Source organism: Methylobacterium gossipiicola (assembly GCF_900113485.1).
Taxonomy (GTDB): domain Bacteria; phylum Pseudomonadota; class Alphaproteobacteria; order Rhizobiales; family Beijerinckiaceae; genus Methylobacterium; species Methylobacterium gossipiicola.
Genome location: NZ_FOPM01000026.1, coordinates 1 through 15,506, shown reverse-complemented (window position 1 = coordinate 15,506; position 15,506 = coordinate 1). Strand labels below are relative to the sequence as shown.

Annotated in this window: 10 protein-coding genes; 7 read left to right on the top strand and 3 right to left on the bottom strand. The window is 69.8% G+C overall.

The features are described 5' to 3' along the window. Window positions 1–72: 72 nt before the first annotated feature. Entirely contained in the window at window positions 73–1,056 is a 984-nt protein-coding gene (locus BM249_RS17775) for a LacI family DNA-binding transcriptional regulator (protein WP_091974551.1), read from the bottom strand. Window positions 1,057–1,228: 172 nt separating this feature from the next. Between BM249_RS17775 and ptsP the strand changes: the two genes are divergently transcribed. From ptsP to BM249_RS17760, 4 genes are all read left to right on the top strand, one after another. After that, window positions 1,229–3,769 (top strand): phosphoenolpyruvate--protein phosphotransferase, encoded by a 2,541-nt coding sequence (gene ptsP / locus BM249_RS22050; RefSeq protein ID WP_091974500.1) that lies wholly within the window; start codon window positions 1,229–1,231, stop codon window positions 3,767–3,769. Beyond that, entirely contained in the window at window positions 3,766–4,716 is a 951-nt protein-coding gene (gene pfkB, locus BM249_RS22045) for a 1-phosphofructokinase (RefSeq protein ID WP_244528845.1), read from the top strand. Before ptsP ends, pfkB begins: the two co-directional genes overlap by 4 nt. A 30-nt stretch (window positions 4,717–4,746) precedes the next feature. Further along, the gene (locus tag BM249_RS17765; protein WP_091974498.1) at window positions 4,747–6,453 is read left to right on the top strand and encodes a PTS fructose transporter subunit IIC; all 1,707 of its coding nucleotides are present in this window, start codon (window positions 4,747–4,749) and stop codon (window positions 6,451–6,453) included. Between the two features lie 98 nt (window positions 6,454–6,551). Further along, the gene (locus tag BM249_RS17760) at window positions 6,552–8,063 is read left to right on the top strand and encodes a carbohydrate porin (protein ID WP_244528844.1); all 1,512 of its coding nucleotides are present in this window, start codon (window positions 6,552–6,554) and stop codon (window positions 8,061–8,063) included. Window positions 8,064–8,196: 133 nt separating this feature from the next. On the opposite strand, the gene BM249_RS17755 is transcribed toward BM249_RS17760, so the two are convergent. Beyond that, window positions 8,197–10,017 (bottom strand): monovalent cation:proton antiporter-2 (CPA2) family protein, encoded by a 1,821-nt coding sequence (locus BM249_RS17755; protein ID WP_091974496.1) that lies wholly within the window; start codon window positions 10,015–10,017, stop codon window positions 8,197–8,199. A gap of 361 nt (window positions 10,018–10,378) precedes the next feature. On the opposite strand from BM249_RS17755, the gene BM249_RS17750 reads away from it, so the two are divergent. Both BM249_RS17750 and polA read left to right on the top strand, forming a co-directional pair. After that, window positions 10,379–11,530, top strand: a complete 1,152-nt coding sequence (locus tag BM249_RS17750; protein WP_091974495.1) for a YihY/virulence factor BrkB family protein — start codon at window positions 10,379–10,381, stop codon at window positions 11,528–11,530. A gap of 60 nt (window positions 11,531–11,590) precedes the next feature. Then, on the top strand, window positions 11,591–14,674 hold the full coding sequence (polA, locus tag BM249_RS17745) for a DNA polymerase I (RefSeq protein WP_091974493.1): 3,084 nt from the start codon (window positions 11,591–11,593) through the stop codon (window positions 14,672–14,674). Window positions 14,675–14,711: 37 nt separating this feature from the next. On the opposite strand, the gene BM249_RS17740 is transcribed toward polA, so the two are convergent. After that, window positions 14,712–15,047, bottom strand: a complete 336-nt coding sequence (locus BM249_RS17740; protein ID WP_425284850.1) for a DUF6968 family protein — start codon at window positions 15,045–15,047, stop codon at window positions 14,712–14,714. A 287-nt stretch (window positions 15,048–15,334) separates the two neighbouring features. Between BM249_RS17740 and BM249_RS17735 the strand changes: the two genes are divergently transcribed. Continuing rightward, window positions 15,335–15,506: transposase (locus BM249_RS17735; protein ID WP_143103793.1), on the top strand; the 172-nt coding region annotated here is incomplete at its 3' end.

Below are 15,506 nucleotides of genomic sequence, written 5' to 3'. Positions count from 1 at the left end.
GGTCGCAGGCCCACGCATCGGCCGCGATGGCGTCGGCTGGGCCGAGATGGCGATCCCGCCAACGGGGCCTGATCAGGCGGCCCCCGTCGAGCCCCGCAGGATCGCCCGCCCGCTCAAGGTTACCTTGCGGACGGGCTGATCGGGGGTGGCGATGCGCTCGAACAGCAGGCGCATGGCCTGGGCACCGATCTCGGCCACGGGCTGTTCGATGACCGTGAGGCCGGGATCGACGAGGTCCGTCCACGGCTCGTTGTCGAAGCCGGCGAGCGCCAGGTCGTTCGGAATCCGCAGGCCCCGTCGACGCGCGGCCCGGAACGCCCCCATGAGGATCTGGCCGTTGGAGAGCACCAGGGCCTCGGGCCGCCCGGGCTCTTCGAGCCAAGCGGACGCCGCCGCCTCGGCCGCGTCCGCCTGGGGCAGGACGGACCGGACGCACGCATCGAGCCCGTGGCGGGCCATGGCCGCCGCGTAGCCGTCCCGGCGCTCCTGCGCCGTCGAACTCGTCGAGCCGAACAGACCGCCAATGCGGGCAAACCCCTTCGCCACGAGGTGATCGACCAGGGCCGCGCTCGCCCCGGCATTGTCGAGGACGACGCTGTCGTGCAGCCCCGGCGGTCCGGCCCGGTCGATGAACACCGTGGGGAAGGGTAGGTCGCCCGGCCCCAGCGCCTCGGCCGTGGCCCGGGTCGGCGCGAAGATCACGCCCGAGACGCGCTCCTCCTCCATGAGGCGCAGATACATCGCCTCGCGGGCGGAATCCTCGTCGGTGTTGCACAGGATGACCCGCATCCCGGCATCGTAGGCCGCATCCTCCACCGCCCGGCTGACGGCGGTGAAGAACGGGTTGCGGATATCGGCGACGATGAGGCCCACGGTCTGCGTCGCCTGCGAGCGCAGGCGCCGGGCCGACAGGTTGGGGCGGTAGCCCGTCGCCCGCACGGCGGCATCCACCTGAGCCCGCAAAGCCTCGCTCACAGGCCCCTTGCCGAGCGCCCGCGACACCGTCGCGGTCGAGACCCCGGCCGCCCGGGCGACATCCCGGATCCCCACCGTCATGGCGTCACCCAACCCTTGGAGGAGGAAAACGTTTGCATTCTCATGCCGCTCGTTCTGGCAGGCGAGGCCGGGTTCGGCAAGAAATTTCACGATTTTGCGCCGGAGCGCGTTGACATGAATTATGAAAACGTTTTCAACACTTGTAACACAACGATGACGGGAGGAGCACGCCATGCTCGCACCGAGCCCCCAGCCGACGCCGCGCCTCCTCGTGCGCACCGCCGCCGCACCGGCCGACAAGGCCGCCGCCATCCGGGAGGCTGCGCAACTCCTCATCGCCGCCGGCTGCATCGACCCGGCTTACGAGGGCAGCATGCTGCGCCGCGAGGGTGTGGCGAACACCTTCCTAGGGCATGGCGTGGTGATCCCCCACGGCATGGTCGACGACCGTCACATGGTGCGGGAGAGCGGCATCGCCGTGCTGCAGGTGCCCGCCGGCATCGCATGGCACGACGGTCAGACGGCGCATCTCGTCGTCGCCATCGCGGCCCAGTCCGATACCCACATCACGGTCCTGCGCCGCCTCACCCGGCTGATCCAGGACGAGGCCCGCCTCGCGATCCTTCGCACCACCGACCGGCCGGAGGACATCGCCGCCGCGCTCACGGAGGACACGGCCGCCCCCGGCGCCGCCGGGCCCGCTACGGATCTGCGCCAGCGCTTCGAGTGGACGGTGGATTACCCCACGGGTCTCCACGCCCGCCCGGCATCGCATTGGGTCGAGGTCGCCCGCGCCTGTCCGGCCCGCATTCAGGTGCGGCACGGCGCCGAGGTGGCGGATGCCAAGAACCTCATCGCCCTGCTGCAACTCGGCCTGCGCTGCGGCGACGCCGTCACCATCTCGGCCGAGGGCGACGACGAGGCCGGGGCACTTGCCCGGATCTGCGCGGCGGTGACGTCGCTCAGCGCCGGCGAGAAGGCGGCGGCGAAAGCGGCGGCCGAGGCTGCGGCCAAGGCCACGGCGCCCGTCGCCGGCTGGAACCCCGCCGACGCCCCCCGGGTGATCCCGGCCATCGGCGCCAGCCCCGGCATCGCCATCGGGCCGATCCACGTCCTGGCCTCGGCCGAGATCGCCGTTCCCGACGCGCCCGAACCCCTCACCAGCGGCGGCGACCGCCTCCACGCGGCGTTGCGGGCCACCGCCGGCCAGTTGAAGGCGCTCGCCGACGACACCGAGCGCCGCCTCGGCAAGGCCGATGCGGGGATCTTCAAGGCGCAGGGCGACCTCATCGCCGACACCGACCTCATCACCCTTGCCTGCCAGCTCATGGTCGAGGGCCACGGCGTCGCCTTCGCGTGGAACCGGGCCGTGGAGCGGATGGCCGGGCGGCTCTCGGCGCTGGGCAATCCCGTGCTCGCCGCCCGCGCGGCGGACCTGCGCGATGTCGGCCGCCGGGTGCTCGCCCAGATCGACCCCTCCCTGAAGAGCGGCCACGACCTGCCCGACGTGCCCTGCATCCTCGTTGCGCCCGATCTCGCTCCGTCGGACACCGCTGGCCTCGATCCCGCCCGCGTCATCGGCCTCGCCACGGCCCAGGGCGGCCCGACCTCGCACACGGCGATCCTCGCCCGCACCCTCGGCATCCCCGCCGTGGTCGCGGGCGGCGCCGGCCTCCTGGCGATCCCCAACCATACGACCGCGATCCTCGACGGCACCACGGGGCGGCTCTACCTCGATCCCTCCGAAGCCGACCTCGCCTCGGCCCGGGCGTGGCAGGCGGCGCAGGCCGAAACCCAGGCCGCCGAGGCCCGCGAGCGGGCGCTGCCCGCCCGGACCCGCGACGGCCACGCCGTCGCCATCGGCGCCAACGTCAACAATCCCGAGCAGGTGCCCCTGGCCCTCGACCACGGCGCCGAGGGGGTCGGCCTCATGCGCACGGAATTCCTGTTCTTGGAGCGCGGCGACACCCCGTCGGAGGGCGACCAGTACGCCACCTATTCGGCCATGCTTGCCGCCCTTGGCGGGCGCCCCCTGATCGTCCGCACCCTCGATATCGGCGGCGACAAGCAGGTGGCGCATCTGCATCTCCCCCGCGAGGAGAACCCGTTCCTCGGCGTGCGCGGCGCCCGTTTGCTCCTGCGCCGGCCCGACCTCATGGAGCCGCAGCTGCGCGCCCTCTACCGGGCGGCGAAGGACCACGTGCCGGCCGGTGCCCCCACGGGCAAGGACGCGCCGCTCTCCATCATGATGCCGATGATTACCTCGGTGCCGGAAGTCCTGGCTTTGCGCGCCGTCTGCGAGCGTATCCGGGGCGAGATCGATGCGCCGCCGGTGCCGCTCGGCATCATGATCGAGGTGCCGGCCGCCGCGATCCAGGCCGATGCCCTCGCCCGCCATTGCGACTTCTTCTCCATCGGCACCAACGACCTGACGCAATATGCGCTGGCCATCGACCGGCAGAACACCGAACTGGCGCCGGAGGCCGACAGCCTCCACCCGGCAGTGCTGCGCCTCATCCGCATGACCTGCGAGGGCGCGGCCCGGCACGGCCGCTTCGTCGGGGTCTGCGGCGGCATCGCCGGGGACCCGTTCGGGGCGAGTCTGCTCGCCGGCCTCGGCATCGACGAACTCTCCATGACCCCGCGCGACCTGCCCGCCGTGAAGGCCCGTCTGCGCGCCTCCAACATGGCCGACCTCCGCACCCTGGCGGCGCGGGCCTGCGCCGAGGAGGATGCGGCGGGCGTGCGCGCCCTCGACGGAGCGCAATCGTGAGCGCCCCCCTCGTCACCCTCACCCTCAACCCGGCCATCGACCAGACCGTGACCCTGGAGCACCTCGCCCCCGGCGCGGTCCACCGGGCCCTGGCCTCGCGCTCCGATGCCGGCGGCAAGGGCGTCAACGTCGCCGGCTGCCTCGCCGATTGGGGCCTGCCCGTCACCGTCACGGGGGTTCTCGGCGCCGACAACGCCGCGCCGTTCGCGGCGGTTTTCGCGGCCAAGGGCATCGCCGACCACTTCATCCGCGTCGCCGGCCAGACCCGAACCAACCTGAAGCTCCTGGACCAGCATTCGGGCGACACCACCGATGTGAACCTGCCCGGCCTTACCGTGACGGCGGGGGTGTTCGAGGCGGCACGCGCGCGCCTCCTCGATGCCGCCGGGCCGGGGAGCCTCGTAATCCTCGCCGGCAGCCTGCCGGGCGGGCTGGCCCCGGACACCTATGTCGACCTCACCCGCCGCCTGAAGGTGCGCGGCGCCCGCGTGGTCCTCGACGCCTCCGGTCCGGCCCTCGCGGCCGCCCTGGCGGCGGAGCCCGATGCCCTGCCGGAGGTGGTCAAGCCCAACCGGCACGAGCTCGAGGAGTGGGCCGGCCGGCCGCTGCCGTCGCTTCCCGAGGTTCATGCGGCGGCCCGCGATCTTCGGGCGCGCGGCATCCCCCGGGTGGTGGTGTCCCTCGGGGAAGAGGGCGCGCTGTTCCTGGCCGACGCGGGCGCGATCCACGCCCATCCGCCGGCCATCGCCGTCGCCAGCACGGTGGGGGCGGGGGACGCCCTGGTGGCGGGCCTCGTCGCCGCGCTGCACGAAGGGGCCGGGCTCGACGACACGGCTCGTCTGGCGCTGGGCTTCGCGGCCGGCAAGCTCACCCTGGCGGGGGCCAACCTGCCCGCCCGCGCCGAGGTGGAGCGCCTCGCCGGCGCCGTTCGCCTCACCCGCCCGTAACCCCCATCCGACGACACACGAGGCACGACCATGGCGCAACTGTTGGCGGTGGTGGGCGGGGGCGACCTCTCCACCCATGCGGTCCTGGCGGTGGAGGCCCTGCGCAAGGCGGCGCTCGGGCGCAACCAGCCCATCGCGTTCGAAGTCCGCCCCGGCGGCCATCCCCTGTCGGAGGCCGCCATCGCGGGGGCCGAGACCGTGCTCCTCGTGGGCTCTGGCGATCTTGGCGAGGGGCGCTTCTCGACTTTGAAGCGCGCCAAGGTCGCCATCGAGGACGTGCTCACCGACGTGCAGGCGGTGCTCGACCGGGCGTTGTCTGGCGCTGCCCCGGCGGCCGGGACGGGCTCACCCAAGCGGATCGTCGCCATCACCTCCTGCCCCACGGGCATCGCCCACACCTTCATGGCGGCGGAGGGCATCCAGACGGCCGGCAAGGCGCTCGGCTACGACATTCGGGTCGAGACCCAAGGCTCGGTGGGCGCGCGCGACGCCCTGACGGAGGCCGAGATCGCGGCGGCCGACATCGTTCTCATCGCGGCCGATACCGGGGTCGACCGGGCGCGCTTTGCCGGCAAACGGCTCTACGCCACCACCACCAAGGCGGCGATCCGCGACGGCAAGGGCCTGCTCGCCACGGCCCTCGCCGAAGCCCAGCTTCAGCCGGCCGCCGGTGTCGCCGCCGTCTCCGACGAACCCGCCCGCCCGGCGGCGGCGGAAAAACAGGCCGGCGCCTACAAGCATCTCATGACCGGCGTGTCGTTCATGCTGCCCTTCGTGGTGGCGGGCGGCCTGCTCATCGCCCTGTCCTTCGCGCTCGGCGGCATCGACGCCATGGCACCCGGCAACGCCGGGACCCTGGCCTATGCCCTCGGCGAGATCGGAGCCAAGGCGGCGTTCCTGCTCATCGTTCCGGCGCTCGCCGGTTACATCGCCTATTCGGTGGCCGACCGGCCCGGCATCGCGCCCGGCATGATCGGCGGCATGCTCGCCACCAACCTCCAGGCCGGATTCCTCGGCGGCATCGCGGCGGGATTCATCGCGGGCTACACGGCGCGGTTCTTGAACAAACACATCCGCCTGCACCGCAATCTGGAGGGGCTGAAACCCGTCCTGATCCTGCCGCTGCTGGCCACCCTCGTGACGGGTCTGGCGATGATCTACGTCGTCGGCGTCCCCGTGGCGGCGGTGCTGGCTGGGCTCACGGGCTGGCTCAAGGGGATGCAGGGGGCGAGCGCCCTGGTGCTCGGCCTCGTGCTCGGCGGCATGATGGCCGTCGATATGGGTGGGCCCATCAACAAGGCCGCCTACGCCTCGGCCGCCGCCCTCCTATCGTCCGGCGTCGATGCCCCCATGGCGGCGGTGATGCTCGGCGGAATGACGCCGCCCCTCGGCATCGCGTTGGCCACCCGCCTGTTTCCCCGCCGGTTCACGGCGCCGGAGCGCGAGGCCGGTGGTGCCGCGGCGGTTCTGGGCGCGGCCTTCATCACCGAAGGCGCGATTCCCTTCGCCGCCGCCGATCCGCTGCGGGTGATCCCCGCCATGGTGGCCGGCTCGAGCGTCGCCGGCGCCCTCGCGTTGACCCAGGGCGTGACCCTCAAGGTGCCCCATGGCGGCCTGTTCGTACTGCCGATCCCCAACGCCGTGACGAATCTGCCCGGCGCGGTGATCGCGCTCATCGCCGGCACCCTCGTCACCGCCCTGGCGGTGGGGCTCTTGAAGAAGACGCGGACGGCCTGAAGCCATCCGCCGCCTCCGGGGCCCCGAGCGGGGAGGGGGCTCCCATCCGGCGCCAAGACCGGACGCGAAACACCATCGACAACCACCGGGGGGACGACATGAAAGCTGGATGGATCGGCATGGCGGGGCTCGCGCTCGGGCTCGGCACCGCGCAGGCGCAAGATACGCCGCCGGACCCCGCCAGGGCAGCCGGGATCGCCGTGCCGGCCACCGTCCAGCGCCCGGCCCTGCGCCGCGCGGTGCTGCGCCGGAGCGTCGCCCGCCGGCCCGTCCGCCGGCCCGCCGCCCCGGGGTTCGGTGGGGCCGACAGCGCGGCCCAGGCCGCCGACACCCTCGGACAGACGGCGACGCCCCCCACCGTGGCGGCGGGCGTCTACGACCTCGGCAACGGGTTGAGCCTGCTCATGAACTACACCGGCCAGGCGGCGGCCAACCCGGTGGGCGGCATCCGCCAGGGCTCGGCCTATGCCGGCCAGCTGTTCTTCGGCCTCGACGGCGACTTGAACCGCATCGCCGGGCTCCAGGGCGGCTCGTTCCACGTGGCGGTGACGAACCGCCACGGCCGCAACCTCGCCGACGACCGCATCGGCAACAACACCTCCGTGCAGGAGATCTTCGGCGGCGGGCAGACCACCCGCCTGACGCTGCTGTCCTACCAGCAGAAGCTGTTCGACGATCGGGTCGACATCGAGGTCGGGCGGCTGGTCGCCAACATCGCCTTCCTCAATTCGCCGCTCTACTGCAATTTTCAGTCGAACTCCGCCTGCGGCAACCCGACCTTCGTGTTCAAGACCTCGAACTTCACCTTCTGGCCGGTGTCGAGCTGGGGCGCGCACGCGAAAGCCTGGCTCACCGACCGGGTGTTCTTCCATGCCGGAATCTACGAGGTGAACCCCCGCCACCAGCAGCCGGGCGACAACGGCCTCGACTTCGCGACGAAGGGCGCCACGGGTGCCATCATGCCGTTCGAGCTCGGCTATTCCACCACCTTCACCAACGACGTGCTGCCGCGCAATTACGGCATCGGCGGCTATGTCGACCGCTCGGATTACGCCGACCCCGTCCTCGACGCCACGGGCCGCGCCGCACTCTTCACGGGCGCCGGGGCGGCGACGCGCTTCGGCCGCTCAGGGGTCTATGCCCGTTTCGACCAGATGGTGTGGCGGCCCGACCCCACGGCGCCGCAGGGTCTGAGCGTGTTCGGTGTCGCCATGAAGGGCACCTCGGGTCGCCAGATCGAGGATTACTTCCTCGAACTTGGCGCCGTGCAGACCGGCACCTTCGCGGGCCGGCCCTACGACACCGTCGGCTTCGTCATCAACACCCAGAAGTTCTCGTCGCTCGGCCTCGCCAACATCCGCCTCGCCCGCGCCGCCCAGGGCCTCGGCAGCGGCGACGTGCCGACCCAGCAGGTGATGATGGAGCTGAACTACGGCATCCAGGTCACGCCCGCGATCCGCGTGACGCCGAACCTCCAGTATATCCTCAACCCCGACCAGACCCGGTTCCCGTTCCGGCCGAAGGCCATTCCCGACGCCTTCGTGGTCGGCGCCAAGCTGTCCGTGGATCTGTTCACCCTTGCGGGGCTCGCGGGCGGTCCGGGACTTTGATGCCGAAGTGGCCTCTCTCCGTAGGTTTCGACTGTAAAAAATGCGATTTCGGGACGCGCGGGTCCCCTCTCCTGCAAGGCAGAGAGCGGACCCGCGCTTCCATTGAATTCGACGCGACCGACCGGCGGCAGACTCACCCCTCGGCGGCCTCCTCCTTGTGCGGACGCAGTTCCGGCACGCCCTGCTCGATCCCGGCCTCGATGGGGGCCGAACGGCTCTCGACGCGGGTGCTGTCCACGAAGATGCGGGCCTCGCCCTCCTTCAGACCGAGGCTGCGCAGGGCGTAGAGGGTCATGCCGAAGGCGAGTTCGCGCTCGGCCATGAGCACGAGGCCGACCCCCTGCTCCTCGAAATGACGGCGCTCGGCGTCGTTGTGGGTGCGCACCAGGGTGTCGATGCCGGGGTTCAGCTCGCGGGCGAGTTCCACGAGACGCCGGGCCGTGTGCGGCTCGGGCGTCGCCACGATGATGATCCGGGCCGCCTCGATATCGGCCGCGTGCAGGATGCCGGGGGCCGTGGCATCGCCGAACACCGCCTCGATGCCGTCTCGCCGCAGGTCGAGGACCCGGCGGCGGTCGCGGTCGACGACGATGTAGGGCAGATCCCAGGCGCCGAGCGCCTTGCCGATGGTGCTGCCGACGCGGCCGTAGCCGACCACGATGGCATGGCCGCGCTTCGGGGGGGCCTCGACCCGCGCCGCGAGGTCGGCCGCCCCCCGCCGCTCGAAACGGGCCGCCCATGTCGGCCGGGCCGCCACCGCGCGCCCGACCCAATCGGTCAGGGCGAAGAACAGCGGATTGAGGGTGATGGAGAGGATGGCGCCGCCGAGGATGAGATCGCGCCCCTCCGTCGGCAGGAGTTTGAGCGATAGGCCGAGGCTGACGAGGATGAAGGAGAACTCGCCGATCTGGGCCAGACTCGCCGCGATGGTGAGCGCCGTGCCCAGGGGATGCTTGAACGCCAGGACGATGGCCACCGCCGCCACCGACTTGCCGACGAGGATCACACCCAGCACAGCCAAAACCGACAGGGGCTCGCGCACGAGGATGCCGGGATCGAACAGCATGCCGACGGAGACGAAGAACAAGACCGCGAAGGCGTCCTGCAGGGGCAGGGAATCGGCCGCCGCCTGATGGCTGAGGTCGGATTCGGCGAGCACCATGCCGGCGAAGAAGGCGCCGAGCGCGAAGGAGACGCCGAACAGTTCCGCCGAGCCGAAGGCGATGCCCAGCGCCAGGGCCAGGACCGCCAGGGTGAACAATTCGCGCGAGCCCGTGCGCGCGGCCTGATCGAGGAGCCACGGCACCACCCGGCGCCCGCCCACCAGCATCACCACGGCGAAGACCGCGACCTTGGCCAGCGTCAGGCCGAGGGTGAGCCAGATGTTGCCGTCGCCCGCGTGGTGCGCCACCCCGTCCCCCACCCCGCCGAGCGACGGGGCCAGGGCCGGCAGCAGCACCAGGGCGAGGACCATGGCCAGATCCTCGACGATGAGCCAGCCGACCGCGATGCGGCCCTTGTCGCTGTCGAGGAGCCGGCGTTCCTCGAGGGCGCGCAAGAGCACCACGGTGCTCGCCACCGACAAGGCGAGGCCGAAGACGAGGCCGGCCCCGAGCCCCCAGCCCCAGGCCAGGGCCAATCCGCCGCCCATGGCGGTGGCGGCGCCGATCTGCACGATGGCCCCCGGCAGCGCGATGGTGCGGACCGCCATGAGGTCTTTGAGGGAGAAGTGCAGGCCGACGCCGAACATCAGCAGGATCACGCCGATCTCGGCGAGCTGGCCGGCGAGTTGACTGTTGCCGACGAAGCCGGGCGTGTAGGGGCCGACGAGGACACCGGCCAGGAGATAGCCGACCAGGGGCGGCAGGCGCAGGCGCTGCGCCAGCATTCCGCAGATGAAAGCAAGCACGAGGCCCAGGGCGATGATGGCGATGAGCTCGGTCGCGTGCGGCACGGGCGGGGATTCTCCGGGTCGGAATATCGAGGGGGCACGGCGTCCGTGGGCGCAGGCCACGCCGGACACCGATACGAGAGGCGTGCCGCCTGCCGTCGCCGAGGGCAAGCCGCGATCTCCCCCCACGTCCGTGCCGGGCGCAAAAATCCGCCCCCCATCGCTCTGCTTGTGCCGGGGCGCACGGCATCCGCCGCCGGAGGCCGCACCTCGGGACTAAATCATGGCGTGCGTGGGCTCGCAAATCCGTGATCGGTCATGAAACCCGCAGCCGCGACGCTTCGTTGTCGAACCAAGACGTGAGATCGCGGAACATCTGTGCCTTTTCTTGCGACGACGTTTCACCGGCCGGGACAAGCGATCCATGACATCACCGCGTGAGCGTTTGACTTCGTACGGTTCAGCCGAAGCGAGACATTCCGCGCTCTGGACCGTCGCCCTCGGAACGGCGCTCCTCGGGCTCATCGCGTTGCCCCGGCGGCCGGTGACGACCGCCTCCCGGCGGGACGCCGCGAAGAACCCGACCCGTGAGCCGTCGCCGTCGCATACCGGCACCGCGGCGCGCCGGGTGGCGGCAAACGAACCGGAGCGGGGTCGCGGCGCCCGTACCCCGTCCGAGATCCCCGCCCAGGGCTGGAAGGATATCGCCCTGCGGGTGTTCCACGATGTCTCCGAGAACAACATCGTCTCGGTGGCGGCGGGCGTGACCTTCTACGTGCTCCTCGCGATCTTCCCGGCGGTGGCGGCCCTCGTCTCCTGCTACGGCCTGTTCGCCGATGTCGCGACCATCAACGACCACCTCCAGAGCCTGCAGGGCATCGTGCCGTCCGGCGCCCTCGAGATCGTCGGCGATCAGGTAAAGCGCATCACCCAGAAGGGCGACACCACCCTCGGCCTCGCCTTCTTCACCGGCCTCCTCCTCTCCCTCTGGAGCGCCAATGGCGGGATGAAGGCGGTCTTCTCCGCCCTCAACGTCGTCTACGAGGAGCGCGAGCGCCGCAATTTCGTCTGGTTGAACCTGCGCTCCCTGGCCTTCACGGCCGGCGCCCTGCTGTTCGTGATCCTGGCGCTGGTCGGGATCGTCGTGGTGCCGGCGGTGATCGGCGTCGTGGGGTTGAGCGCCGAGGCTTGGTACATCGCGCTCCTGCGCTGGCCCGTCCTGCTCTTGGCGGTGCTGGGCGGCCTTGCCGTGCTCTACCGCTACGGCCCGAGCCGCGACGCTCCGCGCTGGCGCTGGGTCACCTGGGGCAGTGCGCTGGCGGGCCTCGCCTGGCTCGCCACCTCGCTGGGCTTCTCGTGGTACGTCGCGAATTTCGGCAAGTACAACGAGACCTACGGCTCCCTCGGCGCCGCCATCGGCTTCATGACCTGGATCTGGATCTCCACCACCATCGTGCTCATCGGCGCCGAGATCAACGCCGAGATGGAGCACCAGACCGAAGTCGACACCACCGTCGGGGCCGAGCAGCCCCTGGGGACGCGTGATGCGCGGATGGCCGATACCGTGGGGGCGTAGCGTTGAGCCTGTGCTCGCACTAGACAGAGGCCACCCGCCAGTTCACCCCTGATCGCCCGCATGACCGCCGAGACGACCTCCGCTTCCGCCCCCGTCGGCCCCGGCGATCAGATCATCCTGGTCGACGGCTCGTCGTTCATCTTCCGGGCCTACTTTCAGTCGATCAATCAGGATCAGAAGTACAACACCCGGCCCTCGGACGGTCTGCCCACGGGGGCCGTGCGGCTGTTCTGCACCAAGATCGCCCAGTTCGTGCAGGAGGGGGCGGCGGGCGTGATGCCGACGCATCTCGCCATCGTGTTCGACAAGTCCGAGGGCTCGTTCCGCAAGGAACTGTTCCCCGACTACAAGGGCCACCGGCCGGACGCGCCCGACGACCTCAAGCGCCAGATGCCGCTCATGCGCGACGCCGTGCGCGCCTTCGGCCTCCAGCCCATCGAGCTCATCCGCTACGAGGCCGACGACCTCATCGCCACCTATTCGCGCCAGGCCGAGGCGCGGGGGGCGGGTGTCATCATCGTCTCGTCCGACAAGGACCTGATGCAGCTCGTCGGCCCCCTGGTGCGGTTCTACGATTTCGAATCGGGCTCGAAGGGCAAGGCCGGCCACCGGCCCGAGCGCAACCTCGACCGCGACGCCATCATCGCCAAGTGGGAGGGGCTGGCGCCCGAGCAGATCGGCGACGCCCTGGCCCTCATCGGCGACACCTCCGACAACGTGCCGGGCGTGCCGGGCATCGGCCTCAAGACGGCCGCCGCCCTCATCAAGGAATACGGCAGCCTCGAACAGCTGTTGGAGCGGGCGGGCGAGATCAAGCAGCCCAAGCGCCGCGAGACCCTGCTCGCGAGCATCGATCAGGCCCGGCTCTCGCGAAAGCTCGTGGCGCTCGAAGAGAACGTGCCCGTGCCCGTGCCCCTCGACGATCTGAGGCTCCCCAAACCCGATCCGCAGAAGCTCGTCGGCTTCCTCAAGGCCATGGAGTTCAACACCTTGACGCGGCGCATCGCGCAGATGCTCCACGTCGATCCGGAGGCGGTGCAGCCCGATCCGGCCCTGCTGCCGCAGCGGGTCGAGGCCGAGGACGCCCCCTTCGCGGCCGAGGCCCTGGGCGATCCCGTGCCGCTGCCGCCGGGCGGCGCCGCCGAGGTCGATCCCTTCGCGGATCTCGGCCTGCCCGATGCCGCGCCCAAACCCCGCCGCTCCGCCGAGGCGACCCCCGCCGACCTCGTGGCGGCCCGCGCCGCCGAATCCGTCAAGCCGTTCGACACGGCGGCCTACGAAACCATCGGCCTCGTGGACCAGCTCGACGCCTGGATCGCCGAGGCCGAGGCGGCGGGCATCGTCGCCGTCGATACGGAGACCGACGCCCTCGACGCCATCAACGCCAACCTCGTCGGCGTCTCCCTCTGCGTCGCGCCGGGGCGGGCGGCCTACATTCCCTTACGTCACCTCGCCCCCGTCCAGGCGAGCGCGGACGACCTGTTCGGCGACGCCAAGGCGGCCACCGACGTGTTCGAGCCCGCCGCCGGCCAGATCGACTTCGATGTGGCCATCGCCCGCCTGAAGCCGCTTCTGGAAAATCCGGGCGTGCTCAAGGTCGGCCAGAACCTCAAATACGACATGGCCGTGCTCACCCGCTACGGCATCGACGTGGCGCCGTTCGACGACACCATGCTGATCTCCTACGTGCTCGATGCCGGCAAGGGCGGGCACGGCATGGACGAACTCGCGCGGCGCCATCTCGGCCACCAGCCCATCACCTTCACGGAGGTGACCGGCACGGGCAAGGCCAAGATCACCTTCGACCGGGTGCCCCTGGACCGGGCCACGGCCTACGCGGCCGAGGATGCCGACGTCACCTTGCGCCTGTGGCGGATGATGAAGCCGCGCCTCGTCGCGGAGAAACGGGTCACCGTCTACGAGACCCTGGAGCGCCCCCTGGTGCCGGTGGTGGCCCGCATGGAGGCGCAGGGGATTCGCGTCGACCGCAACATGCTGAGCCGCCTGTCGGGAGATTTCTCGCAAGTTCTCGTGCGTCTCGAAGAGGAGATTCAGGAAGACGCGGGCGAAAAATTCCAGGTGTCGTCGCCAAAGCAGATCGGCGACATCCTGTTCGGCAAGATGGGCCTGCCCGGCGCCAAGAAGACCCCCTCGGGCCAGTGGGCGACGCCCGCCACCCTGCTCGAAGAGTTGGCTCAAGCCGGGCACGAACTACCCAAGAAGATTCTCGAATGGCGCCAGCTCGCCAAGCTCAAATCTACCTACACGGATTCGCTGCAGCAGCATGCCGACCGCGAGACCGACCGCGTCCACACCTCGTTCTCGCTGGCTGCCACCACCACGGGCCGCCTGTCCTCGTCGGACCCGAACCTGCAGAACATCCCGATCCGCACGGAGGAGGGAAGGCGCATCCGCCGCGCCTTCGTGGCGGCGGAAGGCAACCGCCTGATCTCGGCCGATTACAGCCAGATCGAATTGCGGTTGCTGGCCCACATCGCCGACATCCCGCAGCTGCGGCAAGCCTTCGCCGACGGCATCGACATCCACGCGGCCACCGCCAGCGCCATGTTCGGCGTGCCGCTCGCCGAGATGACGCCCGATCTCCGGCGGCGCGCCAAGACCATCAATTTCGGCATCATCTACGGCATCTCGGCCTTCGGCTTGGCGGATCGCCTCGGCATCGGCCGCGAGGAAGCGTCCGCCTTCATCAAGCAGTATTTCGAGCGCTTCCCCGGCATCCGCGACTACATCGACACCACCAAGCGCCTATGCCGCGACCTCGGCTACGTCACCACCCTGTTCGGGCGGGTGTGCCACTATCCCCAGATCCGCTCCAACAACCCGAACGAGCGGGCATCCGTCGAGCGTCAGGCCATCAACGCCCCGATCCAGGGCTCGGCCGCCGACATCATCCGCCGGGCGATGATCCGCATGGAGGACGCCCTCGCGGCCGAACGCCTCAACGTGCGGATGCTGCTGCAGGTGCACGACGAACTGGTGTTCGAGGCGCCGGAGGACGAGGTCGACAAGGCTCTGCCGGTCATCACGCGGATCATGGTCGAGGCGCCGGCGCCTGCGCTGACCCTGAAGGTGCCGCTGGTGGTGGAGGCGCGGGCGGCTTTGAATTGGGAGGAGGCGCATTGAGGGCGCGCCTCCAACCGATGACAATCAGGCAATGTCTTCAGCCTTCGAAGATCTTGTCATCGCCGACCAGGAAGCTGCGACCGTTCGGCGTGATGGGGAATCCGTAGCCACTTCCGGGCTTGTCCCAATAGAGATTGCCGGTTGTATGGTATTTGCTCATGTATAAATCCAGGCAAATTCGCTGCATGCCTAAGTGTAGTGCCTGGACGGAGTCGAAGCCCTTCGCGAAATTCGCCTGTTTCCCGTCGGGCCAATGAATTTCATAATGGCAGATCCAATCTGATTCATCGAGTTGCGGCATATGGATATCGATTTGTACATCGATTTCAGATTCTCTGTTTTGAAATTTTAAAATCCTTGATGCGATTATCATGTCATACCCTAATAATTGAGCGGTGGGATAGGATGACCATTTTCGCATGCTACCAGTCTAACCATTGCCTGCGCATAGCAAGGTCTTATCTTGACTATTCTGCATTGAAACAGGTCGCGCTTGTGCATCTCTCTGCAGTAAGAATCTGTTATGTAGTCCGCTCTCAATGGTTTCAGTCTGGGTATTAAATCGAGGTCGTTCTCTGTGTATGCTTCGCCTAGGGCCTGTCGTCGCTTGAACGGATTGGCGCGTTTTGCGTTTTCGTCTCTCTGATTGCGGGAGGGACGATGCTGAGCGACGCGCAATGGTCTGAACTGGAGCCTCTGGTCGAGGCGTGCCGGCCCAAGGCCAAGACGCCGCCGCAGGACCTGCAACGCACGCTCTCGGCGATCCTGTGGCGGCATCGGAACGGCGCCAAATGGCGGGCGATCCCGGAGGAACTGGGTCCGTGGTGGCGGG

What these genes read in the sequence shown, in the direction of transcription:
- BM249_RS17765 (WP_091974498.1), top strand. Translation starts at nt 4,747, where the DNA reads ATGGCGCAACTGTTGGCGGTGGTGGGCGGGGGCGACCTCTCCACCCAT.
- BM249_RS17760 (WP_244528844.1), top strand. Translation starts at nt 6,552, where the DNA reads ATGAAAGCTGGATGGATCGGCATGGCGGGGCTCGCGCTCGGGCTCGGC.
- ptsP (WP_091974500.1), top strand. Translation starts at nt 1,229, where the DNA reads ATGCTCGCACCGAGCCCCCAGCCGACGCCGCGCCTCCTCGTGCGCACC.
- BM249_RS17740 (WP_425284850.1), bottom strand. Translation starts at nt 15,047, where the DNA reads ATGATAATCGCATCAAGGATTTTAAAATTTCAAAACAGAGAATCTGAA.
- BM249_RS17775 (WP_091974551.1), bottom strand. Translation starts at nt 1,056, where the DNA reads ATGACGGTGGGGATCCGGGATGTCGCCCGGGCGGCCGGGGTCTCGACC.
- BM249_RS17750 (WP_091974495.1), top strand. Translation starts at nt 10,379, where the DNA reads ATGACATCACCGCGTGAGCGTTTGACTTCGTACGGTTCAGCCGAAGCG.
- polA (WP_091974493.1), top strand. Translation starts at nt 11,591, where the DNA reads ATGACCGCCGAGACGACCTCCGCTTCCGCCCCCGTCGGCCCCGGCGAT.